Annotated in this window: 20 protein-coding genes; 9 read left to right on the top strand and 11 right to left on the bottom strand. The window is 71.5% G+C overall.

Annotated elements, in window-relative coordinates; translation table 11 throughout:
- Positions 1-26 precede the first annotated feature (26 nt).
- On the bottom strand, positions 27-1184 hold the full coding sequence (locus ACG04Q_RS22345; RefSeq protein ID WP_394513697.1) for a GGDEF domain-containing protein: 1158 nt from the start codon (positions 1182-1184) through the stop codon (positions 27-29).
- Entirely contained in the window at positions 1181-2368 is a 1188-nt protein-coding gene (locus ACG04Q_RS22340; RefSeq protein WP_394513695.1) for a GGDEF domain-containing protein, read from the bottom strand. The genes ACG04Q_RS22345 and ACG04Q_RS22340 overlap by 4 nt, the downstream gene beginning before the upstream one ends.
- 54 nt (positions 2369-2422) lie before the next feature.
- Here ACG04Q_RS22340 and ACG04Q_RS22335 point away from each other — a divergent pair, with 54 nt between their 5' ends.
- Entirely contained in the window at positions 2423-3163 is a 741-nt protein-coding gene (locus ACG04Q_RS22335; protein ID WP_394513694.1) for an SDR family oxidoreductase, read from the top strand.
- A gap of 6 nt (positions 3164-3169) precedes the next feature.
- Here ACG04Q_RS22335 and ACG04Q_RS22330 read toward each other — a convergent pair whose 3' ends face one another.
- Positions 3170-4072, bottom strand: a complete 903-nt coding sequence (locus tag ACG04Q_RS22330) for a septal ring lytic transglycosylase RlpA family protein (RefSeq protein ID WP_394513693.1) — start codon at positions 4070-4072, stop codon at positions 3170-3172.
- Here ACG04Q_RS22330 and ACG04Q_RS22325 point away from each other — a divergent pair.
- Together ACG04Q_RS22325 and nadC are read left to right on the top strand one after the other, a co-directional pair.
- Positions 4071-4769 carry a fumarylacetoacetate hydrolase family protein gene (locus tag ACG04Q_RS22325; protein WP_394513692.1) on the top strand — a complete coding sequence of 233 codons (699 nt, stop codon included), beginning with the start codon at positions 4071-4073 and terminating at the stop codon, positions 4767-4769. The two genes, ACG04Q_RS22330 and ACG04Q_RS22325, sit on opposite strands and share 2 nt — an antisense overlap.
- Positions 4769-5632 (top strand): carboxylating nicotinate-nucleotide diphosphorylase, encoded by an 864-nt coding sequence (gene nadC / locus ACG04Q_RS22320; RefSeq protein WP_394513691.1) that lies wholly within the window; start codon positions 4769-4771, stop codon positions 5630-5632. Before ACG04Q_RS22325 ends, nadC begins: the two co-directional genes overlap by 1 nt.
- Positions 5633-5778: 146 nt before the next feature.
- Here the strand turns inward: nadC and ACG04Q_RS22315 are convergent, their stop codons facing one another.
- Positions 5779-6522 carry a proteasome-type protease gene (locus tag ACG04Q_RS22315; RefSeq protein WP_394513690.1) on the bottom strand — a complete coding sequence of 248 codons (744 nt, stop codon included), beginning with the start codon at positions 6520-6522 and terminating at the stop codon, positions 5779-5781.
- A gap of 138 nt (positions 6523-6660) precedes the next feature.
- Here ACG04Q_RS22315 and ACG04Q_RS22310 point away from each other — a divergent pair, with 138 nt between their 5' ends.
- On the top strand, positions 6661-7209 hold the full coding sequence (locus tag ACG04Q_RS22310) for a pyridoxamine 5'-phosphate oxidase family protein (RefSeq protein WP_394513689.1): 549 nt from the start codon (positions 6661-6663) through the stop codon (positions 7207-7209).
- 42 nt (positions 7210-7251) lie between these two features.
- Here ACG04Q_RS22310 and ACG04Q_RS22305 read toward each other — a convergent pair whose 3' ends face one another.
- Positions 7252-8985, bottom strand: coding sequence for an IlvD/Edd family dehydratase (locus ACG04Q_RS22305; protein WP_394513736.1), 1734 nt, complete (start codon positions 8983-8985; stop codon positions 7252-7254).
- Positions 8986-9028: 43 nt separating this feature from the next.
- Complete coding sequence (locus tag ACG04Q_RS22300) at positions 9029-10036, bottom strand: NAD-dependent epimerase/dehydratase family protein (RefSeq protein ID WP_394513688.1); 1008 nt, start codon at positions 10034-10036, stop codon at positions 9029-9031.
- Positions 10037-10126: 90 nt separating this feature from the next.
- Here ACG04Q_RS22300 and ACG04Q_RS22295 point away from each other — a divergent pair, with 90 nt between their 5' ends.
- Complete coding sequence (locus ACG04Q_RS22295) at positions 10127-11014, top strand: LysR family transcriptional regulator (protein WP_394513687.1); 888 nt, start codon at positions 10127-10129, stop codon at positions 11012-11014.
- Positions 11015-11024: 10 nt separating this feature from the next.
- Here ACG04Q_RS22295 and ACG04Q_RS22290 read toward each other — a convergent pair whose 3' ends face one another.
- Genes ACG04Q_RS22290 through ACG04Q_RS22270 form a run of 5 tightly spaced genes read right to left on the bottom strand, consistent with a single transcriptional unit; the run spans position 11025 to position 16204 of the window.
- Positions 11025-11831 (bottom strand): DeoR/GlpR family DNA-binding transcription regulator, encoded by an 807-nt coding sequence (locus ACG04Q_RS22290; RefSeq protein ID WP_394513686.1) that lies wholly within the window; start codon positions 11829-11831, stop codon positions 11025-11027.
- Positions 11832-11884: 53 nt separating this feature from the next.
- Positions 11885-12841 carry an N-acetylglucosamine kinase gene (locus tag ACG04Q_RS22285; protein WP_394513684.1) on the bottom strand — a complete coding sequence of 319 codons (957 nt, stop codon included), beginning with the start codon at positions 12839-12841 and terminating at the stop codon, positions 11885-11887.
- A gap of 2 nt (positions 12842-12843) precedes the next feature.
- Complete coding sequence (locus tag ACG04Q_RS22280) at positions 12844-14010, bottom strand: SIS domain-containing protein (protein WP_394513682.1); 1167 nt, start codon at positions 14008-14010, stop codon at positions 12844-12846.
- Between the two features lie 2 nt (positions 14011-14012).
- Complete coding sequence (locus tag ACG04Q_RS22275; protein WP_394513681.1) at positions 14013-15296, bottom strand: D-tagatose-bisphosphate aldolase, class II, non-catalytic subunit; 1284 nt, start codon at positions 15294-15296, stop codon at positions 14013-14015.
- Complete coding sequence (locus tag ACG04Q_RS22270) at positions 15293-16204, bottom strand: EamA family transporter (protein WP_394513680.1); 912 nt, start codon at positions 16202-16204, stop codon at positions 15293-15295. The genes ACG04Q_RS22275 and ACG04Q_RS22270 overlap by 4 nt, the downstream gene beginning before the upstream one ends.
- A 388-nt stretch (positions 16205-16592) precedes the next feature.
- On the opposite strand from ACG04Q_RS22270, the gene ACG04Q_RS22265 reads away from it, so the two are divergent.
- The 4 genes from ACG04Q_RS22265 to ACG04Q_RS22250 all read left to right on the top strand — a co-directional run bounded on the left by ACG04Q_RS22265 (position 16593) and on the right by ACG04Q_RS22250 (position 25291).
- Positions 16593-19457: a TonB-dependent receptor gene (locus tag ACG04Q_RS22265; RefSeq protein WP_394513679.1), complete on the top strand. Its 2865-nt coding sequence runs from the start codon at positions 16593-16595 to the stop codon at positions 19455-19457.
- A gap of 259 nt (positions 19458-19716) precedes the next feature.
- On the top strand, positions 19717-20727 hold the full coding sequence (locus tag ACG04Q_RS22260) for an amidohydrolase family protein (RefSeq protein WP_394513678.1): 1011 nt from the start codon (positions 19717-19719) through the stop codon (positions 20725-20727).
- Positions 20724-23408 (top strand): alpha-galactosidase, encoded by a 2685-nt coding sequence (locus ACG04Q_RS22255; protein ID WP_394513677.1) that lies wholly within the window; start codon positions 20724-20726, stop codon positions 23406-23408. The genes ACG04Q_RS22260 and ACG04Q_RS22255 overlap by 4 nt, the downstream gene beginning before the upstream one ends.
- Positions 23405-25291 (top strand): NPCBM/NEW2 domain-containing protein, encoded by a 1887-nt coding sequence (locus tag ACG04Q_RS22250; protein ID WP_394513675.1) that lies wholly within the window; start codon positions 23405-23407, stop codon positions 25289-25291. Before ACG04Q_RS22255 ends, ACG04Q_RS22250 begins: the two co-directional genes overlap by 4 nt.
- The last annotated feature ends 149 nt before the right edge of the window (positions 25292-25440 follow it).

Raw genomic sequence — 25440 nt, 5'->3', positions numbered from 1 at the left:
GGGACAGGACGAGGGGCTGTGCCATTTCAGGCCTGGACGACGTTGCGCCCCTGGTGCTTGGCGCGGTAGAGCGCCTGGTCGGCGCGCGCCAGCAGGGCGGCGCCGTCGGCATCGTCGCGCTGGGCCTCGGCGATACCGAAGCTGGCGCTCAGCGGCCAGTCCTGCTCCAGCCAGCGCAGCGGCGTGGCGTGCACCAGCGCGCGCATGCGCTCGGCCACCAGCGCGGCACCGGCGATGTCGGTGTCGGGCAGCAGCACGCAGAACTCCTCACCGCCCAGGCGGCCGAAGCGGTCCACCTCACGCAGGCAGGGCTGCAGCTCGCGCACCATCTGGCGCAGCGCGGCGTCGCCGGCGGCGTGGCCCAGCGTGTCGTTGAGCTGCTTGAAGCGGTCCATGTCGATCATGACCAGGGCATAGCCGCGGCCGCGCCGGAGCCAGGCATGGGCGTGGTCCAGCGCCTGGTCGAACGCGCGGCGGTTCAGCGTGTCGGTCAGCGGGTCGCGCTCCAGCAGGCGCTCGATGCGCAGGATGAGCCGCATCAGCACGAGGAAGGCCAGCGTCGCGTTCTGCAGCAGCGTCAGCACCAGCGCCGCCCACAGGAAGGCGAGGTTGAACTCGGTGGGCAGTCGCATGTCCGGCGTGCGGCCGGGGTTCAGAAAGGTCTCCAGCCCGCGCACCGTCATCAGTGCGGCGATGAGGAACAGCGGCAGCGACAGCCCGGCCGGCGTGCGCCGCCCGTCGGCGGCCCGCAGCCGGCGCCAGGTCGACAGCGCGGCGGCCAGCGTCAGCGCGGCGCCGCCGAAGTTGACGATGCGGGCCTGCCAGCGCAGATCCCCGTCGTAGGGCATCAGCGCCAGCACGCCCGCCGCGGCGAGCACGGCGGCGGTGGCTGGCTTCCAGGTCGGATGGCGGTCCAGGATGGCCGATACCGCCACGGCCAGCAGCGCGAACGACGCGAGCGCCAGCACGTCGCCGGCGCGGTAGGTCAGCGTATCGGGCAGCACGCCACGCAGCGCGTGCAGCGTCAGCGACAGTGCGGCGGCCGCGTTGGCGCCGGCCATGAGGCAGGAGGCGCGCGGCGCGACGCGCGCGACGAACGCCAGCGACAGCCACACCAGCGCAGCGACGCCTGCCGCCAGGATGACGGCGGCCAGCAGCGTCAGCGTCTGGGCCGGCGTGATCATGGCGAGCCCTGCAGGTGCGTCGCGACGCAGACGCGGTTGCGGCCCTCGGCCTTGGCGCGGTAGAGCTCGGCGTCGGCGCGCGCCAGGCCGATCTCACCCGCGGCGTCGCCCGGCACGGGCAATGCCACGCCGAAACTGGCCGACAGCGGCAGCTCGCACCCGCCCCACTGCAGCGGCTGGGCCGCGAGGCTGGCGCGCAGCCGCTCGGCCACGGCCGCCGCGCTGGCGAGGTCGCCGGCGGGTTGCAGCGGCAGCAGCGCGCAGAACTCCTCGCCGCCCAGCCGGCCCAGCCGGTCCACCTCGCGCAGGCCGGCCTGCCAGATGCGCACGCAGTGCTGCAGCGCCGCGTCGCCGGCGGGGTGGCCGTGCTCGTCGTTGATGCGCTTGAAGTGGTCGATGTCGATCATGGCCAGCGCAAAGCCGTGGCCGCGCTGCAGCTGCGCCTGCGCGTCGGCCAGGGCCTGCTCGAAGGCGCGGCGGTTGAGCGCGCCGGTCAGCGGGTCGCGGTAGGTCAGGTGCTGGATGCGCATGACCACGCGCCAGATCATCAGCGCGATGAGGCTGAGCGTGATGGCCACCGTGACGACGAACCACAGCACCGCGCGTGCCGGCGATGGCAGTTCGCCGTGCAGCAGGTGGCCGTGCAGGCCGGGCTCCAGCAGCAGCTCGGCGCCGTGGCCCAGGCTCATCAGCGCCAGCAGCGCGAAGGGCATCGTCGTGGCGACGGCGACGGCGCGTGACAGCTGGTCTCCCACGCCTTGCATCACCTCGCGCACGGACAGCAGCGCCAGCGCCGTGACGGCGGCCGTGCCGGCCAGCTCGGGCAGCAGCGCCGAGCCAGCGGCCAGGCCGGCCGCGATGGCCAGCGCACCGAGCCCGGCGATCCACGCGATGTCCCGCGGCCGCCGGCGGCTGCGCAGCATGCGGCGCAGCGCCAGCAGCAGCAGCACCATGCCGCCCAGCAGGCCGTACTCCGGCACGGCCTGGCGCAGCAGGTCGGGCCAGCCGGCCAGATGGTTGCCGTAGTCCTGCGTCGCCAGCCGCAGCAGGTGCGCGGCCGCCATCAGCCGACCCGCGCGCGGCGCGATGCGGAAGGCCTGGGCCAGCGTCAGCCAGGCGAGTGCCGCCATCAGGTTGAAGAGGGCGCTGACCTTGAGGACCGTCGGGACGTCGAGGAAATCCATGCAGCTCGCGATTCGGGGGGCGGCGCTGTCACCGTCAAGTCCACAATGCCGGCCATGGCGGATTGGGTCTTGATCACCGGGGGATCGCGCGGCATCGGCGCAGCCACGGCCTGGCGCTGCGCCGAGGCCGGCTGGGACGTGGCCATCAACTACGCGCAGGATAGCGCCGCCGCCGAGGCCTTGGCGGCCAGATTGCACGGGCTGGGCCGGCGTGCGGTGACGCTGCAGGCCGACGTCGCCGACGAGGCCCAGGTCGCCCGCATGTTCGAGCGCCTGGACGACGCCGGCGGCCGGCTGGCGGGGCTGGTCAACAACGCCGGCATCGTCGCGCCGCAGGCGCGGCTGCAAGACATGACCCCCGCGCGCTGGCGCCGGCTGTTCGACGTCAACGTGGTGGGCACGCTGCTGTGCTGCCAGCAGGCCGCGCGGCGCATGAGCACGGCGCGCGGCGGCGCGGGCGGCGCCATCGTCAACCTGAGTTCACGCGCGGCGGAGTTCGGCTCGGCCGGCATCTACGTGGATTACGCCGCCACCAAGGGGGCGGTCGACACGCTGACCCGGGGCCTGGCCCGCGAGCTGATCGCCGAGGGCATCCGCGTCAACGGCGTGCGGCCCGGCGTCATCGAGACGGACATCCATGCCAACAGCGGCATGGACGCCTCCGGCGTGGCGCTGACCATCCCCATCCAGCGCCTGGGCCGGCCGGACGAGATCGCCGAGGCGATCGTGTGGCTGCTGTCCGACGCGGCCAGCTACACGGTAGGCGCGCTGCTGGACGTGGCGGGTGGGCGTTGACCCCCCCTAGCGCTTCTCGACCAGCGTGGACTCCACGCCGCCCTCGTCGCGCAGCCGCGCGGCCGACGCGCGGGCCTCGTCGACGCTCGGGAACGGGCCGGCGCGCAGCCGGTGCAGGCCGGCCTCGCGCACGATGGTCAGCAGCGGCAGCAGGCTGAGGTCGGCCTCGGCGACCTTCTGGCGCAGCGCCTCTGCGCCGTCCAGCCGGGAGAAGGCGCCGAACTGCAGCCAGATGCCGCTGCCGGCGGCGGCCAGCGTGGCCGTGGTGTCGCGCTGCGGCGCGCCGGGCGTCGGTTCGGGCACGAAGACGGGGGGCGGCTCGCTGGCGGGCTTGCCCCAGCTGCCGGCGCGGATCTCGGCGTAGGTGATGCGCCGCACCTCCACCGGCGCCACGCCGCGCAGCAGGTCCAGCTTCAGCGCGGCGGTGTAGCTCAGGTCGATGACGCGGCCCTTGTGGAAGGGCCCGCGGTCGTTGACGCGCACGATGACCTCGCGGCCGTTGGCCGGGTTGCGCACGCGGGCATAGCTCGGGATGGGCAGCGTCGGATGCGCCGCCGTCATCGCGTACATGTTGTAGACCTCGCCGCTGGCCGTGGGCCGGCCGTGGAACTTGCGGCCGTACCAGGAGGCCAGGCCGCGGTCCAGGTAGGGGTCGTCGCCGGTCAGCGGCAGGTAGCGCTCGCCTAGCACCTCGTAGGGCTTGTTGGGGCCGCCCACGCGGATGGGCTCCACGCGCGGCACGGCGTCGGGCACCTTGGCCAGCTCGGCCGGCGGGTTGGGCTGGGGGCCGTCGCGGTCGGCGGGCGCGGGCGTGCGGGTGGCGCAGCCGGCCAGCAGCGCGAGCAGCAGCAGCGCCAGGGCCGGCCCAGTATGCTTTGCCCCCTCATTTCCTCGTCGATGCCATGCCATGAGCAACTTCGTCTTCCCTCCGGCCGAGATTCCCAGCGCCGCCGTGCGCGGCAGCGACGCCCGTTACGCGGTCAGCCGCATCTTCTGCGTGGGCCGCAACTATGCCGATCATGCCCGTGAGATGGGCGCCGACCCGACGCGCGAGCCACCGTTCTATTTCACCAAACCCGCCAGTGCGCTGACCCCGTCGGGCGCCACGGTGCCGTATCCGACTGAAACCAAGAACTACCACTACGAGATGGAGCTGGTCATCGCCATCGGCGCGCCGGTGTTCAAGGTCACGCCCGAGGCCGCCAAGGCCGCCATCTGGGGCTATGCCGCGGGCCTGGACATGACGCGCCGCGACCTGCAGGCCACGGCCAAGGCCGGCGGCAAGCCGTGGGACACCGCCAAGGGCTTCGACCAGTCGGCCATCCTGTCCGACATCGCCCGCGTGGCCGACGTGGGCCTGCTGGAGCAGGGCGCCATCACGCTGGCCGTGAACGGCGTTGAGAAGCAGCGCGGCGACCTGGCCGACATGATCTGGAGCCAGGCCGAGATCGTGTCCAACCTGTCGCACCTGTACCACCTGCACCCCGGCGACCTGATCTACACGGGCACGCCGGCCGGCGTCGGCGCCGTGGTGCCGGGCGATGTCATCACGGGGCACATCGAGGGCCTGGGCGACATCACGCTGACCGTGGGGCAGCCCGAGTGATGTTCACCGAAGAGACGCTGGAACTGGCCCGCGCGCGCAACATCCGCGACGCGCTGGCCGAGGACATCGGCCGCTGCGACTGGACGGCCCAGCTGGTGCCCGCGGGCCGGCGCGTGGCCGCGCAGGTGCGCGTGCGCGAGGCGGCCGTGCTGTGCGGGCGCGACTGGTTCGACGGCGTGTTCGCCGCGCTGGACGCCAGCAGCCGCATCGACTGGCTGTACGACGAAGGCGCCGCCATGACGGCGGACAGCATCGTCTGCCGCATCGAGGCCGATGGCCGCCTGCTGCTCAGCGCCGAGCGGCCGGCGCTGAACTTCCTGCAGCTGCTGTCCGGAACGGCGACGATCACGCGCGCCCACGTGGACGCCGTGGCCGGTGCCAGCCCCAACGCCAACGGCTGCGCGATCCTGGACACGCGCAAGACCCTGCCGGGCCTGCGCCTGGCGCAGAAGTACGCGGTGCGCGTGGGCGGCGGGCAGAACCAGCGGCTGGCGCTGTATGCCGGCATCCTCATCAAGGAGAACCACATCGCCGCGGCCGGCGGCGTGGCGCTGGCGCTGCGCGCGGCGCAGGCCTTGAACGCGGGCGTGGACATCCAGATCGAGGTCGAGAACATCGCCCAGCTGCACGAGGCGCTGGACGCCGGCGCCGTCAGCGTGCTGCTGGACAACTTCACCGAGACGCAGATGCGCGAGGCCGTCGCGGTGAACGCGGGCCGTGCCTTGCTGGAGGTGTCGGGCGGCGTCGCGCTGGATCAGCTGCGCTGGATCGCCGCCACCGGCGTGGACCGCATCTCCATCGGCCGGCTGACGAAGGACGTCAGGGCCGTCGACTATTCGATGCGGGTGCTCGGGCCCGTCTGAAGGCTGTCGGCTCGCCGCGACAGGACGCTCTGCGGCCGTCGTGCCTGTTTCGGGCCGAGCGCCGGGCCGCCCCGCGAGCATCGCCGTCCCCTCGGGGGCCCGACCGGGCTGGCCCGCGTCCAGCGGCGCAAGACCGGGCGAGGGGCTCAAGCATCAAACCACGGCTCGTTGGGTAGTTCGTCGAACACCTTGCGCAGGCCGGCGCTCCAGCCCTTGCGCAGCGCCAGGAAGTAGGGGTCGTCGCGCTCGATGCGGTGCGGCGGCTGCATGGCCTGCTCGAACTGGTTGGCGCGCAGCATCACCATGTCGATGGGCAGGCCCACCGACAGGTTGGACTGGATGGTGGAGTCGAAGCTGACCAGCGTGCATTTGGCCGCCTCGTCCAGCGCCGTGGTGTCGTATCGGATGACGCGGTCGATGATGGGCTTGCCGTACTTGCTCTCGCCGATCTGGAAGTAGGGCGTGTCCTCGGTCGCCTCGATGAAGTTGCCCTGCGGGTAGACGTGGAACAGCCGCGGGCCCTCGCCCTGGATCTGGCCGCCCAGCAGGAAGTTGGCGCCGAAGTCCACGCCCTGGCTGCGCTGGCCGTCGCCGGTGTCGCGCCCCACCACTTCCTTCAGCGTGCGGCCCAGCAGCACGGCGGCATCGTAGAGCGTGGGCACGTTGAGCAGGTGCTCGCCGTCGCCGTGCAGGCGCTGGTTCATCAGCGACATGACGGACTGCGTCGTCGCCAGGTTGCCCGCGGCCAGCACGACGATCTCGCGCTGGTGCGGAATCTGGAACTGGTACATCTTGCGGAAGCTGGCGATGTGGTCGACGCCGGCGTTGGTGCGGGTGTCGGACGCGAACAGCAGGCCGGCGCGCAGACGCATCGCGACGCAGTAGGTCATGGAGAAGTCCTGGCGAGTGAGCTGGGCGGGATGTTACGGCCGCGTTGTCCGACAGCTGTCCGTCCTGCCGGCCGACGCGTTGGCGGCGGCGCGCTGCCTACGCTGGCAGCCTTCATTGACGACACCCGGAGCCTTCCTGTGGACGACCAACGCTTGGATGCATCCCGCGACGACGAGCTCGGCACGGAAGAGAACCTCAGCGGCGCCGCCGCCGCGAAGAAGATCGCGGAGATGGTGAACGCCGGCAACAGCTGCTTCTTCTGCACGCTGGGGCTGAACTCGCAGCTGCATGCCCGGCCCATGACGGTCACGGAAGTGGAGGAGGGCAGCGGCGCGCTGTGGTTCTTCACCGAGGTCGACAGCCTGAAGAACGTCGAGCTGGACCGCGATCCGCGCGTGACGCTGTTCTTCAAGGAGGGCGACAACGCCGGCCACCTGAAGCTGGACGGCGAGGCCACGCAGGTCACCGACCCCGCCACCATCCACCGGCTGTGGAGCCCCAAGATGCGGGCCTGGTTCACCGAGGGCGAGAGCGATCCGCGCATCTGCCTGCTGCGGGTGGACCCCGTCAGCGGCGAGTACTGGGACAACCGTCACGGCACGGTGATCGCGGGCATCAAGATGCTGTTCGGCGCCGTCGTCGGCAAGCGCGTGGACGAGGGCGTGCACGGGCAGCTGACGCTCTGATCGTCTGCTGGCGGCGCGCGGGCCCGGCGGGCGCCTGGCGGGTCAGTGGGAATCGCGCTCCACGACCGAGCCTGACGCGCCGACGAGCAGGTCCAGGTCCGCGCCGAGGTGAGCCTGCTGCACGTGGTCCACGTAGAGCTTCACGTAGCCCCGCGTCGCCAGCGGCGCGGGCGGCACCCAGGCGGCGCGGCGGCGCGCCAGTTCCTCGTCGCCGACCAGCAGCTGCAGCCGGCGCGCCGGCACGTCCAGCTCGATGAGGTCGCCGTCGCGCACCAGCGCCAGCGTGCCGCCGGCGGCCGACTCGGGTGCCACGTGCAGCACGACGGTGCCGTAGGCCGTGCCGCTCATGCGGCCGTCTGAGATGCGCACCATGTCCGTCACGCCAGCCTCCACGAGCTTGCGCGGCAGGTCCACGTTGCCGACCTCGGGCATGCCGGGGTAGCCGCGCGGGCCCACGCCCTGCAGCACGATGACGCTGTCGGCGCTGATGGGCAGCGCCGGGTCGTCGATGCGGGCGTGGTAGTCCTCCATGCTCGTGAAGACGACGGCCGGGCCGCGGTGCCGCAGCAGCGCCGGCGTGGCGGCCGAGGGCTTGATGACGGCGCCCTGCTCGCACAGGTTGCCGTGCAGCACGGCGATGCCGGCGGCGGGCTGCAGCGGCTGGTCCAGCGGGCGGATGACGGCGGGGTCCCAGCAGCGGGCCTCGCGGTAGTTGTCGTCCAGCGTGCGGCCGTTGACCGTCAGCGCGCCGCGGTGCAGCAGCGCTCCCAGTTCCTTCATGACGACGGACAGGCCGCCGGCGTAGAAGAAGTCCTCCATCAGCCGTTCACCCGATGGCTTCAGGTTGACCAGCAGCGGCACCTGGCTGCCGTGGCGGTCGAAGTCGTCCAGCGTGAGCGGCACGCCGATGCGCCCGGCGATGGCCAGCAGGTGCAGGATGAGGTTGGTGGAGCCACCCACGGCGGCGTTGACGACGATGGCGTTCTCGAACGCGGCGCGCGTCAGCACCTGGGCCGGCGTCAGGTCTTGCTGGACCATCTCGACGATACGCCGCCCGCTCAGCTGCGCCATCAGCTTCTTGCGCGAGTCGGCGGCGGGGATGGACGCCATGCCGGGCAGCGTCATGCCCAGCGCTTCCGACATGACGGCCATCGTCGACGCCGTGCCCATGGTGTTGCAGTGGCCGGCGCTGCGCGCGCCGCAGACCTCGGCCTCGGTCAGGTCGGCCGCTGTGAACTCGCCGCTGTCGATGCGGGCCTTGACCTGCCAGTTGAACGTGCCCGAGCCGATCTCGCCGCCGCGGAACTTGCCGTTCAGCATCGGCCCGCCGGGCACCACCAGCGTGGGCAGGCCCACGCTGCAGGCGCCCATCAGCAGCGACGGCGTGGTCTTGTCGCAGCCCGTCATCAGCACGACGCCGTCCAGCGGGTTGGCGCGGATGGATTCCTCGACGTCCATGCTCGCGAGGTTGCGGAACAGCATGGTTGTCGGCTTCATGATCGTCTCGCCCAGCGACATGACCGGGAACTCCAGCGGCACGCCGCCGGCCTCCAGCACGCCGCGCTTGACCGACTCGGCCAGCTCGCGCAGGTGACCGTTGCACGGCGTCAGCTCGCTCCAGGTGTTGCAGATGCCGATGACGGGCTTGCCGCCGAAGTAGTCGTCCGGGTAGCCCTGGTTGCGCAGCCAGGCGCGGTGCACGAAGCCCATCTTGTCGCGCCCGCCGAACCAGCCCTGGCTGCGCAGCCGGGAGGCCTTCTTGCCGTCTTCTGCCACCGTCGTCTCCTCGAAAGAAGGCAAATGGTAGCGCTATCCTGAGCTATCCGTTCGCGGCGGCCATGCCGGCGGCGGGGTGCGCGGGCAGGCAGCCCAGGCCGCGCAGCGCGGTCTCGACGGCCTCGTCCAGCGGCGTGTGCGGCTCGTGGCCCAGCGTGGCGACGAGGCGGGCGTTGTCCATGCGCACCGGCTGCCGCCACAGGTAGCGCATCTCGCGCATCTCGCGGAAGGTGGTGACGAACAGCCCGGCCACGTTCAGCAGCCACCAGGGCAGGGCGGCGATGCGCGGCGCGGCGCCGTGGCGGGCGGCCACGCGCTGGATGGCTTCGGCCATCTGGCGGCCGGTGGCGTCCCAGTGGCCGGCCATGTGGAAGCTGGCGAACGCGGGCAGCGTGTCGCGCCGCGCCAGCAGCGCCACCATCGTGCGGGCCACGTCGGGCAGGTAGGCCCACTGGTGGCCCACGCCCGGCGCGGCGGGGTTGCTGATGGTGGTGACGGGCTGGCCCGGCTTGACGAGGCCCTGCGAGAACCAGTTGTTGCCGGCCCGCGGGCCGAAGAAGTCGCCGGCGCGGACGATGACGACGCGCGCGCCGTGCTCGCTGGCCGCGCGCAACTGCGCCTCCATCTGCACGCGGATGGCGCCCTTGCGCGTGACGGGGTGCTGCGGCGCGTCCTCGCGCAGCGGCGCGTGGAAGGCGTCGGGCCCGAAGTTGTAGACCGTGCCGGGCAGCACCAGCGTGGCGCCCTCCGTCTGCGCGGCGGCGATGCTGTTGCCCAGCATCGGCAGCACGAGGCGGTCCCAGTCGCGGTAGCCGGGCGGGTTGACGGCGTGCACGATGACGCCGCAGCCGCATGCCGCCTCGGCCACGTCGGCGGCGTTCAGCGCGTCGCCGCGCAGCCAGAGCAGGCCGTCGCGCCGCTCGTGTGCCGCCGCCAGGCCGCGCTGGAGCGCCTTCACCGTCCAGCCCGCATCGCGCAGCTGGCGCGCCACTTCGCCGCCAATGCCGCCGCTGGCGCCGAGCACCAGCGCGGTCCTGTCCTTGCCGTTCATCACCTGCTCCAAGAGTTGATGCCGGCATTCTGGAAAGCGGCCACCTGTTTGGAAATTGCTGAAGTTGGCGGTGCGGCTATACATTTATGCATGACTTCAACGCTGCCCTGGGAGCTGCTGCACACGCTGCTGGGCGTGTTGCGCGAGGGTTCGCTGTCCGGCGCGGCGCGCCAGCTGGGCCTCACGCAGCCCACGGTTGGCCGGCATATCGCGGCGCTGGAGGCCGCGCTGGGCCAGGTGCTGTTCACACGTTCACCCGCGGGGCTGCTGCCCACCGAGGCGGCGCTGGCGCTGCGGGGCCATGCCGAGCAGATGGAGACGGCCGCGGCCGCGCTGCAGCGCGCCGCCACGCGCGGCGCCGAGCCGGCGGGCACCGTGCGCGTGACGGCCAGCGAGGTCATCGGCGTGGAGGTGCTGCCGCCGCTCATCGCGGCGCTGCGCGAGCGCCACCCCGGGCTGGTGGTGGAGCTGGCCCTGAGCAACCGCCTGCAGGACCTGCTGCGCCGCGAGGCCGACATCGCCGTGCGCATGACGCCGCCGGAGCAGGGCCAGCTCATCGCGCGCCACATCGGCAACATCACGCTGGGCCTGCATGCCCACCCGTCGTATCTGGACCGTTGCGGCCGGCCGGCCTCGCTGGCGGATCTGGGCGGCCACACGCTGATCGGGTTCGACACCGTCACGCCGTTCATCCGCGCCGGCGCGCAGCGGCTGGGCGGCATCCGCCGCGAGAGCTTCTCGCTGCGCAGCGATTCCGACCTGGCCCAGATGGCGCTGGTGCGCGCGGGCGCCGGCATCGGTGTGTGCCAGCTCGCGCTGGCGCGCCGCGAGCCCCGGCTGGAGCGCGTGCTGCCCGAACAGTTCAGCTGGCCGCTGGACACCTGGGTCGCGATGCACGAGGACCTGCGCCAGAACGCCGCCTGCCGCGTCGTGTTCGACGCGCTGGTGGACGGGCTGGCGGGCTACGTGGCGGGCTGACCGGGCGGCTTCAGGCCAGCACCACCTCGATGCCCCGCCCGCGCAGCTGGTCGACGATGGCCGGGTCGGCGTTGTTGTCGGTGATCAGCATGTCCAGCTGCTCCACGGGCCCGATGACGGACAGGTTGCGCTTCATCAGCTTGGAGGCGTCCGCCACGGCGATGACCTGGCGGCTGATCTTCATCATCTGCGCGTTGAGCTGCGCTTCGAGCAGGTGCGGCGTCATCAGGCCGATGTCGGGGTCCAGGCTGTCGACGCCGAGGAACAGGCGGTCGGCATGCAGGCCCTGCAGCGCGGCCACGGCCTGGGGGCCGGACAGCGAGTAGGAGTTGGGCCGCAGCTGGCCGCCGGGCATGATGAGGTTGATGTGCGGCACGGTGGCCAGCAGCGCGGCGATGTTCAGCGCGTTGGTGATGACGTTCAGCGACGTCAGCCGCAGGCCGCGGATCTGCTTGGCGATCTCCTCGGTCGTCGAGCCCGAGTCCAGCAGGATGGTTTCGCCGTCGCGGATCATCCGGGCGGCCTCGACGGCGATGCGCACCTTCTGCTCGTGGCGCAGCTTCTGCTTCACGCCGATGGGCACTTCCTCGGTGTCGCGCTGGGCCAGCGCGCCGCCATGCGTGCGCAGCACGGCGCCGGTGGCGGCCAGCGCGTTGAGGTCGCTGCGGATGGTGACGACCGAGGTGTGGAACCGCTCGGCCAGCTCGTCCACCGTGACGCGGCCCTGCGTCTGCACCAGCTCGCGGATCAGCCGGCGCCGCTCGTCGATGAGCAGCGGGCTTTCGTTTTTTGCCGGCAACGAGGCAGAGGTGGGCATGAGCGGGCGAAAGTCGCGGGTGACTTTCGAATGATATCGACCGGTTTCGCGCGTCACGCCTGCAGCCGGGCCAGCGCGTCGTCGGACAGCACCCGGCCGGCCAGCCGCGTGGCGTACAGCGCCGCGCCCAGCTCGGGGCCGAAGCGCGGGCGCACCAGCGTGGCACCGGGCAGGCGGCGGGCCAGCGCCGCCTGCAGCGGCCCCAGCACCAGCTCGCCGGCCGCGAACACGCCGCCGCTGTAGGACACCGGCACGGCCGTGCCGGCCGGCAGCGCGAGGTTGCGGGCGATGCCGGCGGCCAGCAGCGCCAGTTCGTCGCCGGCGCGCACGAGCAGCTGGCGGGCCTGGGTGTCGCCGGCGCTGGCGGCGGCGGTCGTCAGCCGGGCGATCTGGGCCAGCTCGCTGCGCGCGGCGTTGCCGTTGATGGCGGCGCACAGGTCCAGGTCGACCGCCAGGCCGAAGTGCTGGCGCACCAGGCCCAGCAGCGGGCCGGGTTCGGCGCGGCCGTCGGCCATGCGGGAGAACAGCGCCAGCGTCTCGCGCGCCAGCCAGTGGGCCGAGCCCTCGTCGCTGAAGATCTCGCCCCAGCCGCCGCAGCGCGCGCCGCGGCCCTGCCATTCGCCGTAGGCGATGGAGCCGGTGCCGGCCACGAGGCTGATGCCGTCGGCGCCGGCCAGCGAGCCGGCCCAGCTGCAGACCATGTCGTTGCCGACGCGGCTGCGCGGCAGCACGCCGGCCAGCAGCGCGTCGAACGCCGCCAGCCGCGTGCTGTCCTCGCCATGCGCGGGCAGGCCGGCGAAGGCATAGGCGATGTCGCCCGCGGTCGCGCCGCCGGCGTGCAGCACGGCCTGTACGCCGCGGTGCAGCAGCGCGCGCAGCGCGTCGAAGCCGATCTCCAGGTAGTAGCTGGTCGGCTCGTCGTGCCGGGCCAGGCGGCGGCCGTCGCCGTCGATGACGACGAACGAGGTCTTGGTGCCGCCGCCGTCGATGCCGAGATACAGGGCGCTCATCCTCAGGCCTGGTGGGGGTGCAGGGGGTGGATGGTGACACCGCTGACGACGCGGGTCACGGTGCCCGAGGCGCTGGGCGTGTCGGGCGTGATGCCGCGCTGCAGCGACGCGAGCAGCGCCAGGCATTGCGCGAACACCAGCGCGACGGGTGCCAGCGCCAGGTCGGGCGCCTGTGCGGGCAGCGCGAGGTGCACGTCGTCGGCGTGTAGCGCCTCGGGGCCGAAGGTGCCCACGGCCAGCACGCGGGCCGGGCCCTGGCGGCGCAGTTCGCGCAGCAGGTCCAGGTCGTACTGGCGGGTGTAGGGGTCGTTGGACACGAAGACGATGGCCAGCGTCCGGTGGTTCAGGATGGTCTTGGGGCCGTGGCGGAAGCCCAGCGGCGAGTCCGCCAGCGCCACGAGCCGGCCGTCGGTCAGCTCCAGCAGCTTGAGCGCGGCCTCGCGGGCCAGGCCCAGCAGGGCGTTGCTGCCGAGGTAGACGACGCGCTCGAACGGCTGTTCGGCCAGCGCGTGCAGGCGGTCGGTCTCGGCGGCCGTCAGCGCTGCCGCGGCGGTCGCCAGCGTTGTCACGGGCTGCAGCGGCAGGCCGAAGGCCCAGGCGGCCGCCAGCAGCATGCCGGTGAAGCTGGAGGTCATCGCGAACGCGCGGTCGTGCGTCTCGTCGGGCAGCAGCAGCACGTGCGAGCCCGGCCGGCCGGCGAGGCGGCGGTTCAGCACGCCCTCGGCGGCACAGGTCACGGCGAGGTGGTGGCAGCGGTGGACGAGCCGGTCGGCCAGCTCCACGGCAGCCAGGCTCTCGGGGCTGTTGCCGCTGCGGGCGAAGGAGACGAGCAGCGTCGGCACCTCGGGCTGCAGGCATTGCTCGGGGCTGGAGACGATGTCGGTCGTGGCCACGGCCTCGACGCGGATGCCGGGGCGCTGGCCCAGCAGCTTCAGCAGCGCCGGCGCCAGGCACTGGCCGATGAAGGCGGAGCTGCCGGCGCCGGTCAGCACGATGCGCAGGTCGGGCAGCGCGAGCAGCGGCTGCAGGAAGGCGTCCAGTGACGGGCGCTCCGCCTGCAGTTGGGCGTAGACCGTCTGCCAGACGGCGGGCTGGTGGGCGATCTCGCGGGCGGTGTGCGTCGCGCCGCGTTGCGTGAGGTCGGAGGGGGCGAGATGGAGCAGGGTCATGTTCAGGCGGCGCAGGCGTGCAGGTAGGGGCGCAGGGCTTGGACGGTGCCGTCGCGGAGCAGGGCGTCGGTGCGCGTGTCGATGCGGCCGTCGCGCACGGCCTCGTACTGGCGCGGCAGGTACTGGCTCAGCAGCGTCAGCGGCGGCGGTGCGGCGTCGAGGCGGGCGAGCATGGTCCGGCAGGCCTCGCGCACGGCGGGGTGGGCCCAGTAGTAGCGGATGCGGTCGCTCAAGGAGTAGGCCAGGTCGACATGCAGGCGCGCCGGGTCCTGGTAGTAGCCGCGCCAGTGCTCGGGCTCGGCACGCATGACGCCCAGCACCGTGTCCACCAGGCCGTCGCCGTGGCCCACCCACTCGCGCTCGACGGCGGCCAGCGCCCACAGCGTCTCGCGCAGCGCGAAGGTCACGCCGGGGCCCACCTTCAGGATGGCGAAGTGGTCGCGCGCCAGCTGCGCCAGGCGCTCTGGGGTCTGGTAGTCGGTGGAGTGGGCTTCGAAAACGAGGCCGGGCTGGCGTTCGATGAAGGCGCTCAAGCTGCGCGCCTTCTCGGGGCGGTAGTCGATGACCTTGTGGTGGTCGAACTCGACGCCGGGCTGCACGACCATCGCGATGACGCGGGCCCAGGCGGCCTCCAGGCCGGCGCGCGCGAAGGCGTGGCGGTGCAGTTCCAGCGTGGAGGAGGCCGCTTCCGGCGACGTGACGGCGAGGTCGGTCAGGTCTTCGTGCGCGCCGCCGGGCACGGGCACTTCGGTGCCGATGACGTAGACCGGCGGCTCGCCGCGGTCAGGCGCGTCGCGCCAGGCTTGTTCGGCCGCCAGGCACAGGCGCACCGCGCGGGCGGCGATCTCGGGTTCGGGCAGCGGCACGGGGTCGCCGGCGCAGCTCATGGAGCAGTCGAGGTGGATCTTGCGGAAGCCCGCGGCCACGTACTGCGCCACCATGACCTCGGCCTTGGCCATGGCGGCTGCCGCCGGCAGCTTGCGCCAGGCGTTGGGGCCCAGGTGGTCGCCGCCCAGCACCAGCAGCTCGGGCGCCAGGCCCTCGGCGGCGGCCATGTCCTGCACGTAGCGGCGGAAGTCCAGCGGCGTCATGCCGGTGTAGCCGCCGTCCTGGTTGACCTGGTTGGACGTGGCTTCGATGAGAGCCGGCCGGCCCTGCGCCGCGCATTCGCGCAGCGTGGCGGCGATGACGACGGGGTGGGCGGAACAGACCGACGGGATGCCGATGGCGGCGTGGCCGGGGGCGGCCTGCTTGTGGCGGCGCACGAGGTCGAGCATGAGCTTCATGCGGCGTCTCCTTGAACGGGTTGGGAAGCGGGGGAGGAAGGGGTTTCGGGCTGCAGCGCCAGCAGCAGCGCGGCCAGCAGCGCCAGCGCCACGCCCAGCAACTTGGCTCCGCCGGGGGTGGTGCCGCTGAGCGCCATGGACAGCACGGCCGTCAGCAGCGGCGCGCCGGCATTGACCAGCGGCGACACCACCATGGCCTTGCCGTGGCGGAAGGCGTAGACCAGCGTCAGGGCGCCCACGGCGTTGAGGATCTGCGTGACTGCAGCCAGCCCGGGGCCCTGCCAGCCCCAGGGGATGGGCTGGGAGAAGTCCGTCATCGCCAGTGCCACCGGCACGCAGGCCAGCGCGCCCAGGGCCATGTAGAAGAAGATGCTTTCGGCGCTGGTGCCGGCGGTGGCCAGCTTGATGAAGTAGGCCTGCAGGCCCCAGGCGGCCAGCACGAACAGCGCCAGCACGAACCACACGCCCAGGCCCTGGGCGCCCTGGCCGAGCTGCAGGTCGAACAGCGGCAGCGAGCACAGCGCCAGCGCGATGCCGGCCATGCCCAGCCTGCCGGTGCGTTCGCCCAGCAGGCCGAACGACAGCGCGATGGTCAGCGCCGGCGACAGCGACACGATGGGGAAGATCAGGTAGGCCGGCCCCGACTGCACCGCGCGGAACAGCAGCATCTGGCCGCCGGCGCCCAGCAGGCCGACGGCCAGGCCCAGCACGACGGAGCGGCGGTCGCGGTCAATGCGCCAGCCGGCGCGCGCCAGCACGACGACGGCGGGCGGGATCATGGTCAGCGCCCACACGACGTAGATCAGCGTGTCGGGAAAGCCGTGTTCCGACGGCAGGCCGGTGAAGGCGCCCCACAGGCCCCACAGCAGGGTCGTGATCAGCGCGTAGGTGAGCCAGGTGCTCTGCATGGATTCAATCTTTCGTGAGGTCTGGAAAGCGTCGTTGGCAACTTTCGAGCGAAAGAATAAGCGAACGAAAACGAAAACACAACGACTTGACGGCTTTCGTATGCAAATTTCCGTGGGTGTCAGGCGAATCCCGATATAGCTCGGAGAGTTCCCTCGATGTCAGCGCGCTGGAAGGCTTTCGTGGCATCATTCATCGAAAGCATTCGGCATCGGTGAAAACCATATACGAAATTAAACGAAAGAATTCGTAGACTTGCGTCAAGCCGTTCCGAGGGTCTCCGACGAGCTGGCGCACCGCACCGGGGGAGAGCTGCCCCGGCATCCACAGCAGATGACATCGCGCTGCCCTGACGGCAGCCCCGACACACAAGATCAAAGGAACTGTTCGATGAGTCCTCGCCTGCAACCCCCGGTGCACGCCCGCACCCGCTTCGCGCTGCACCCCCTGACGCTGGCCGGCCTGGTGGCACTGGCCGCTGCCGGTGCCGCCGCCCCGGCCCTGGCTCAGCAGGCCGCCCAGGACGCGCCTGCCAAGACCGACAAGGACGTTGCCGAGCTGGACCGGGTGGAAGTGACAGGCACCCGCGCCAGCCTGCAGAAGTCGCTCTCGCTCAAGCGCAACGCCGCCGGCGTGCAGGACAGCATCAGCGCGACCGAGCTGGGCCGCTTCCCCGACAACAACGTGGCCGATTCGCTGAGCCACATCACCGGCGTGTCCATCAGCCGCACGGCCGGCGGCGAAGGCCAGAAGGTCAGCATCCGCGGCCTGGGGCCCGAGTACACGATCACCACCTTCAACAGCCGCCTGCTGGGCACCGACAGCGCGGGCCGCTACTTCGCCTACGACGTGCTGCCCGCCGACGTCATCAGCGGTGCCGACGTCGTCAAGTCCACGCAGGCCTCGCTGATGGAAGGCGCCATCGGCGGCCTGGTGAACCTGCGCTCCGCCAGCCCGTTCGACCAGAAGGGCCAGCGCGGCTTGCTGCGCCTGGAGGCGGACCGCAACCAGATGAGCGAGCTGAACGGCAAGAAGCTGTCGGCCACGTACAGCAACACCTTCGGCGACCAGCTGGGCGTGCTGCTGGGCCTGGTGTACGCCAAGCGCGACGTGCGCACCGACACGGCCGGCAACGACGGCGGCTGGAGCCGCAACCCCATCCCCAGCGACCCCAGCCAGTTCTGGCAGTGGGGCAACACCTGGGGCGGCGCCATCGACCCCAACGGCAACGGCCAGCTGGACGCCAACGAGGAAGGGCTGATCGGCCCCGGCCAGTTCCGCTTCGGCTCCATCATGGAGAACAAGAAGCGCCTGGCGCTGTCGGGCAAGGTGGAGTGGCGGCCCAGCAGCGACGTGAAGGTCGTCGTGGACGGCTTCAAGACGCGGCTGAACTCGCCGCAGGTGGGTTACCAGCTGTCGTTCTACCCGCTGTACGCGCCGGGCCGCTGGTCCAACATGAAGATCACCAACGGCGTGGTGACCGACCTGACGCTGAGCAGCACCGACCCCGAGATGCGGCTCAACCCCGAACTGCTGAACAAGACGGAGTACCGCGTCGTCGACACCGCGATGTACGGCGCCAACGCCGAGTGGAAGCTGTCGCCGACGCTGAAGCTGGTGGGCGACCTGTACGAGTCCACGTCCAGGCGCCATTCGGGCGGCAACGACAGCTATGTCGTGCTGCGCATGAACCAGCCCAACGTCACGCGCATCCAGCTCACCGGCTCGGCCGTGCCCGACGTGAAGACCACCTTCGCCGACGGCCGCGACCTGCAGACCGGCCTGGCCCAGGGCCTGTTCAAGGCCAGCGACTTCAACACCCACTACTACAGCCGTGCCGGCGACAACATCGACGACCGGATCAACGGCGCCAAGGTGGACGCCGAGTGGACGCTGGACCGCTTCAACATCGACAAGCTGAAGTTCGGCCTGAACCAGACCAACCGCAAGAAGTCGCGCGACCTGATCAACAACTCGCTCAACGGCGGCGCCGATCACTACTCCGGCGCCAGCGCGATCAACGTCGGCGCGCTGGGCGGCAACGTCATCAACCAGACGCTGAACCCGTCGGGCTTCCTCAGTGGCGTCAGCGGCAACTTCCCGCGCAGCTTCCTGGGCTTCGACGTCGCGAACTACGCCGAGGCGCTGAAGTCCTGGGACGGCAAGCCGCGCCCCGGCGGCGGTGTCTACAGCTCCACACTGTCGGCGCCGACGTGGAACCCGCTGGAGAGCTACCGCGTCACCGAGAAGACGACGACCGCCTTCGTGCAGGCCGACCTGTCCGGTGAAAGCTGGAACGCGGACGTCGGCGTGCGCTTCGTGCGCACCAAGACCACCGCCCAGGCCTGGGACGCGAAGATCCTCGACATCGTCGAGAACGGCGCCTTCAACTACACGGCCGTCTACGCCGCGCCGTCCGTCGTACAGCAGCAGGCCACCTACAGCTTCGCGCTGCCGTCGGCCAACTTCACCTGGCTGTTCACGCCCGACCTGCAGCTGCGCCTGGGCGCGGCCAAGACGATGGCGCGCCCGGCGGTGGACAAGCTCGCGCCGACCAACACGACGGCCAGCATCTCCTGGGGCGACTTCACGCAGATCTTCGGCGGCAACGCCGAGCTCAAGCCGTACAGCGCCCGCCAGGTCGACGCGTCGCTGGAGTGGTACTACGCCAAGGACTCGGCGCTGACCTTTGCCGTCTACCAGAAGAACATCAAGAACCAGATCACCAACCTGTGGCTGTCGGGCCAGGACATCGGCGCGCCGGGCGGCCGGCTGTTCAATGTGCAGCGCCCCATCAACGGCGACAAGGCCACCGCGCGCGGCTTCGAGGTCGGCTTCCAGCACCTGTTCGACAACGGCTTCGGCGTGCGTGCGCAGTACACGCGCAACAAGTCGCGCAGCTGGGTGGCCGACGTGGAGCGGCCGCTTGAAGGCATCGCGCCGGCCACCGCGTCGTTCGGTGTGCTGTACGAGAAGGGCCCGTGGAGCATGAGCGCGACGGCCGACCACACCGACGCCTTCGTCACCGCCACCAACGTCATCGGCGCCAACTTCAACGAGACCGCCAACGCCACGACCTGGGTGACCGCGCAAGTGGCCTACGAGGTGAACCAGTGGCTGCGCATCAGCCTGGAAGGCAACAACCTGACCGATGCGGTGCAGGCGCCCAAGCTGGGCAACGGGAATGTCAGCCTGCCCAATGGCTACTACCGGTACGGGCGTGCCTTCACCCTGGGCGCCTCGATCAAGTTCTGATGCAGAACGTGAGCCCCTCGTCTGGACCCGCACCGCTGAACGCGGGCGGGTCCAGCCGGTCCCCCGAGGGGACGGCGATGCTCGCGGCATAGAGCCGCGAGCACATCGCCAGCACGGGCCGGCTTGGGAGCGGCCCGGCGCTCGGCCCGCAAGACATGATTGATTGACTGATATGCGACTTGTTGTCTCCTCCGTTGCCGCCCTGCTTGCCGGGGCGGCTTTTTTCTCCGCACACGCAGCAGATGCGCCCAGCTACACGATGGCTGACTACGCGCGGGTGCCCAAGATCGACGCCCACCTGCACCTGCACAACGCCGCGCCGGCGTTCATGCAGGCGGCCCGGCGCCAGAGCTTCAAGGTGCTGACGATCAACGTCGATTACCCCGACTTCCCGCCGCTGGACGACCAGCAGCGCGTGGCCGTCGAGCTGCGCAAGCAGTTCCCGCGCGACGTCGCCTGGGCTGCCAGCTTCCCGGTGGACGGCTCCGACCAGCCCGCCTGGCTGCCCGCCACGCGCCAGCGCATCGCCGCGGCCCTGCAGGCCGGCGCCGTGGGCGTGAAGGTGTGGAAGAACATCGGCATGAGCCTGCGTGGCGCCGACGAGAAGCTGGTGATGATCGACGACGCCCGCTTCGCGCCGTTGTTCGACGACTTCGCCCGCCAGGGCATCCCGCTGCTGGGCCACCAGGGCGAGCCGCACAACTGCTGGCTGCCACTGGAGAAGATGACGGTCAACAATGACCGCGCCTACTTCAAGGCCCACCCGCAGTACCACATGCACCTGCACCCCGAGATGCCCAGCTGGGAGGCGCAGATGGCCGCGCGTGACCGCATGGTGGCGGCCCACCCCGGGCTGCGCTTCGTCGGCATGCACCTCGCGTCGCTGGAGCGCGACGTGAACGAGCTGGCCACCTTCCTGGACCGCTTCCCCACCGCCGTCGTCGACGTGGCCGCCCGCATCGGCCAGCTGCAGCACCAGAGCCAGCAGGACCGCGAGCGCGTGCGCCGCTTCTTCATCCAGTACCAGGACCGCATCCTCTACGGCAGCGACATGGCGCAGGCGCCCGACCAGGACGGCGCCGCGCTGGCCCGCGAAGCCGAGGGCGTGTGGCGCATGCACTGGCGCTACTTCAACACGACGGATCGCTTCAAGGTGGCCGACCTCGACCAGCCGGTGCAAGGGCTGGGGCTGCCGAAGACCGTGGTCGACAAGCTCTACCGCCGCAACGCCGAGCGGACCTTCCCGGCCGCGTGGGGAGCGAAGCGATGACCGCGCGCCGAGCCTTTCTGCAGTGGCTGGGCGCCGCGCCGCTGGCCACGCAGCTGCCGCTGGCGCAGGCCGCCGAGGGCCGTGGCCATGTGCGCGTGCAGGACAGCGCCGTGTCGCTGCAGTTCGACGACCAGATGCGCTGCCGCCTCGTCAGCCTGGCCGGCCCTCGGCCCGTCACGCTGACCGGCTTCGACGCCAGCGAACACGTCGTCGTCAAGGGCCGCGAGGTCGGGCGCTTCGCGCTGCAGCGTGCCGAGCCGTCGCGCGCCGACACCGTGTTCGGCGCTGGCCAGCGCCTGCAGCTGTCCGGCCGCGCCGCCGAGGGCCTGGAGAAGCGCGTCACCGTGACGCTGTTGGACGAGCACCCCGGCGTGGCGCTGCTGGACGTCAGCTACGCCAACACCGGCGACCAGCCCATCGTCATCGACGCCTGGGCCAGCGCCGCCCACCGCCTGGCCGCCGCGCCGCGCCATGCTGGCGGCTGGTGGACCTACTCCGGTGCCAGCCACGCCGACCGGCGCGACTGGATCCAGCCTGTGAAGCGCGGCTTCGAGCAGCGCAACTTCATGGGCATGAACGCGTCCGACTACGGCGGCGGCACGCCGGTGGTGGATGTGTGGCGGCGTGACGTGGGCGTCGCCGTCGGCCACCTCGCGCTTCAACCGCAGCTCGTCGCGCTGCCCGTGAAGGCCGTGGGGGAGGCCGTCGAGCTCTCGTTGCGCGGCGATGCGCCGCAGACGCTGGCGCCGGGCCAGGTGCTGGCCACCCCGCCCGCCTTCATCGCCGTGCACCGCGGCGACTTCTTCGTGCCGCTGGACCGCTACCGCCGCCTGATGGCCGCGCAGGGCCTGGCCGCGCCCGAGGCGCCCGCCAGCGCCTACGAGCCGCAGTGGTGCGCCTGGGGCTACGAGCGCGACTTCTCGCTGGACTACGTGCGCGCCACGCTGCCCAAGGTGCAGGAGCTGGGCTTCAAGTGGGCGGTGCTGGACGACGGCTGGCAGGTCAGGACCGGTGACTGGACGCCCGACCTGGCCAAGTTCCCGCGCGGCGCCGACGACATGAAGGCGCTGGTGGCCGACATCCACGCCCGCGGCATGAAGGCGCGGCTGTGGATCGCGCCGCTGGCCGTGGCGCCCGGCAGCGACGAGCTGCACGACCACACCGACCTGCTGCTGCTGGACAAGGACGGCGCGGTGCAGAACGTGACGTGGTGGAACAGCTTCTACCTGTGCCCCGCCTACGACAAGACGCAGGCGCGCCTGGCCGCGACGATCCAGATGATCATCGGCGACTGGGGCTTCGACGGCCTCAAGGTCGACGGCCAGCACCTCAACGGCGTGGCGCCCTGCTTCAACCCCAGGCACAAGCACGCGCGGCCCGAGGCATCGGTGGAAGCCGTGTCCACCTTCTACAAGGTCATGCACGACGTGGCCCACGCGGCCAACCCGGAGGCGGTGGTGGAGGTGTGCCCCTGCGGCACCAGCTATGCCTTCCACAACATGCCGTTCATGGACCAGGCGCCCGCGTCGGACCCGCTGTCCAGCTGGCAGGTGCGCCACAAGGGCAAGACGCTGAAGGCGCTGATGGGCCCGTGGTCCGCCTACGCCGGCGACCACGTGGAGCTGAGCACCGGCGGGCAGGACTTCGCCTCCAGCGTCGGCATCGGTGCCGTCGTGGCCACCAAGTTCACGTGGCCGGTGGACCCCAAGCCCAAGGACAGCTTCCTGCTGACGCCCGAGCGCGAGCAGCACTGGCGCCGCTGGGTGGACCTGTACGGCCGGCTGCGCCTGGCCGAGGGCCGCTACCGCGGCGAGCTGTACGACCTGGGGTTCGACAAGCCCGAGACCCACGTCGTCGAGCAGGGCGGCGCGCTGCACTACGCGTTCTATGCCGACACCTGGGACGGCCCGGTCACGCTGCGCGGCCTGGGCGCCGGGCGCTGGCGGCTGCGCGACTCGTTGCAGGGCAAGGCGCTCGGCGTGGTGAGTGCCGACAAGCCCACGCTGCCCGTGCGCTTCACGCACAGCCTGCTGATCGAGGCGCATCCCGAGGCGCCCGACACGCTGCCCGTCGCCTTCGCCGGCCGCGTGGCGCAGGTGGGCGCCGACGGCTTCCCGCTCGCGTCGCAGTGGGCCGATGCGCCCACCAGCTTCTTCCGCCACGACTGGCAGGGCCGGGTGCTCGCCGGCCCGCAGTCCACGCGCGTGCAGCTGCTGCGCGGCGCGGGCACGCTGTTCCTGCGCTTCATCTGCAGGTACGAGGCGTTGAGCGTCCACGAGCAGGCAGCGTCGGCCACCGACATCTGGCCGCTGTGGGAGCGCGATGTCGTCGAGGTCTTCCTGCAGCCTCCGGGCCGTGCGGGGCTGAAGAGCTACCGCGAGGTGCAGGTGGCGCCCAACGGGTTGCTGCTGGAGATCGCCGTCGAGGCGTCGGGCAAGAAGCGCATCGTCGGCGACAGCCGCGCCCGGACGCACGTCGATGCGCCGGGCAAGGTCTGGACCGCCGAGCTGGCCGTGCCCATGACCCGTGCAGCGGGCGCCGACGACGGCTGGCGCCTGAACCTGTTCCGCGTCGAAGGGCAGGGCGCGGGCCGCGTGTACTCCGCGTGGAGCCCGACGCACACCGCCACGCCCGACTTCCACGTCCCGGCCGTTTTCGGCCGACTGCAGACCGCCGCATGAAACTGCTCGCCCTCTCCCTGCTCGTCGCGTTCTCGGCCCAGGCCCACGCCCAGCCGACGCTGGAGGCCACCGGCCGCTGGCAGCACCAGCCCGTCGGCACGGCGCCCACGCCGCCGATGGGCTGGTCCAGCTGGAACGCCTTCCGCGTCGACATCACCGAGCAGAAGGTGCTGGACTCGGCCCGCGTCATCGTCGACTCGGGCCTGGCCGCCGCCGGCTACCGCAGCATCAACGTGGACGACGGCTGGTGGCTCAAGCGCCGCACGGCCGACGGCCGGCTGCAGGTGCGCACGGGGCTGTTCCCCAGCGCGGCCACGGGCGCCGACACCTCGCTGCGGCCCTTCACCGACCGCATCCACGCGATGGGCCTGAAGGCGGGCCTGTACACCGACATCGGCCGCAACGCCTGCTCGCAGGCCTACGACGCCGACAGCCCCAACCTGCCCGAGGGCACGGCCGCCGAGCGCGAGGTGGGGCTGATGGGCTTCATGCGCCAGGACGTGGCGCTGTTCTTTGGCGAGTGGAATTTCGACTACCTGAAGGTGGATGGCTGCGGCCTGTCCTCCTACGGCCGCGACCGGCCGCACGTCGCCTCGGGCCAGTACCGCGAATACAAGCCCACCATCGTCGAAGGCAACATCAACCAGTCCGACGTCGACGGCACCAGGAAGCTCTACGCCGGCCTGCGCGATGCGCTGCGCGAGGTGCGGCCGCGTGGCGACTACGTGCTGTCGGTGTGCCTGTGGGGCACCGTCAACGTCCGCTCCTGGGGGCAGGACCACGGCACGATGTGGCGCACCAGCCGCGACATCGCCAACAGCTTCTCGCAGATGGTGCACAACTTCGACACCGTCGCCACGCGCGAGTTCTACGCCGGCCCGGGACGTTGGAACGACCCCGACATGCTGGAGATCGGCAACGGCGAGTTCGACGGCAGCCACCTTCTGGAGGCGCGCACCCACCTGGGCTTGTGGGCCATCGCCGCGGCGCCGCTGATGATCGGCACCGACCTGTCCAAGGCCTCGCCCGCGCTGATCGACATGCTGAAGGCGCCCGAGGTCATTGCCATCAACCAGGACCCCGCCGGCCACCAGGGCGTCATTGCCTACGCCGACAGCGACCGGCAGATCCTCGTGAAGACGCTGGCCGATGGACGCAAGGCGGTGCTGCTGTTCAACCGCACCGGCGTGACCGCCAAGTTCACGCTGACCGCCGAGCACCTGAAGATGGACGCCGCCGCGCCCATCGCGCTGCGCGACGCCTGGGCGCGCGCCGATGCGGGCACGTTCACCGGCAGCAAGGAGTTCGAGCTGCAGCCGCGCGAGGCGCTGCTGTTCACCGCCACCGGCCGGCACCTGCTGCCGCGCGGCTACTTCGTGTCCGAGCGGCCCGGCAACGTCTACGTGGCGCGCGACGGTATCCGCGCGCTGGAGCAGGACCCGATTGGCTACCGCGCACTGGCGTCGTGGTCCACCACCGACAACGGCGGCACCCGCCCGGCCTACGCCGGCTGGGGCGGCCCGCGCGCCGACTCGACGCCCTACGACCAGGCCCTCAGCGTGCAGCGCCAGGTGTTTCGCCACGGCGTCGGCGTGCTGGCCGACTCGCGGCTGCAGGTGCAGGTGGCGCCCGGTTCGCAGCGCTTCACGGCCCGCGTCGGCGTGGACGACTCGACGCGCGGCAAGACCGCCGCGGTCAGCTTCGAAGTCTGGGGCGACGGCCGCCGGCTCGCGGCCACGCCGCCGATGAAGTTCAACCAGCCGGCGCGCGAACTCGGCGCCGACCTGCGCGGCGTGAGGCTGATCGAGCTGATCGCGCGCCAGCACGGGGCCGAACCCGCCGGGCCCGTCGTCGTGACCTGGGGCGAGGCCCGCATCGAGTAGGGCCTGTGAACACCACGGGAGCAGGCCGCGTTGAGGCCAAAAAGCCCGCGAGCAAGGCGCAAACCGCAGCCGGGTCCGATACCCGGCGAGGATTTGCAACGCCGCGCGCGGGTTTTTTGGCCTCAACCCGAAGGGAAGGCCCGCCGCCA

This window comes from Pelomonas lactea, from assembly GCF_043555885.1.
In the GTDB taxonomy this organism is placed as follows: Bacteria; Pseudomonadota; Gammaproteobacteria; order Burkholderiales; family Burkholderiaceae_C; genus Pelomonas; species Pelomonas lactea.
The sequence above is the reverse complement of the archived record's forward strand: the minus strand, read 5'-3'. Positions and strand labels throughout refer to the sequence as shown.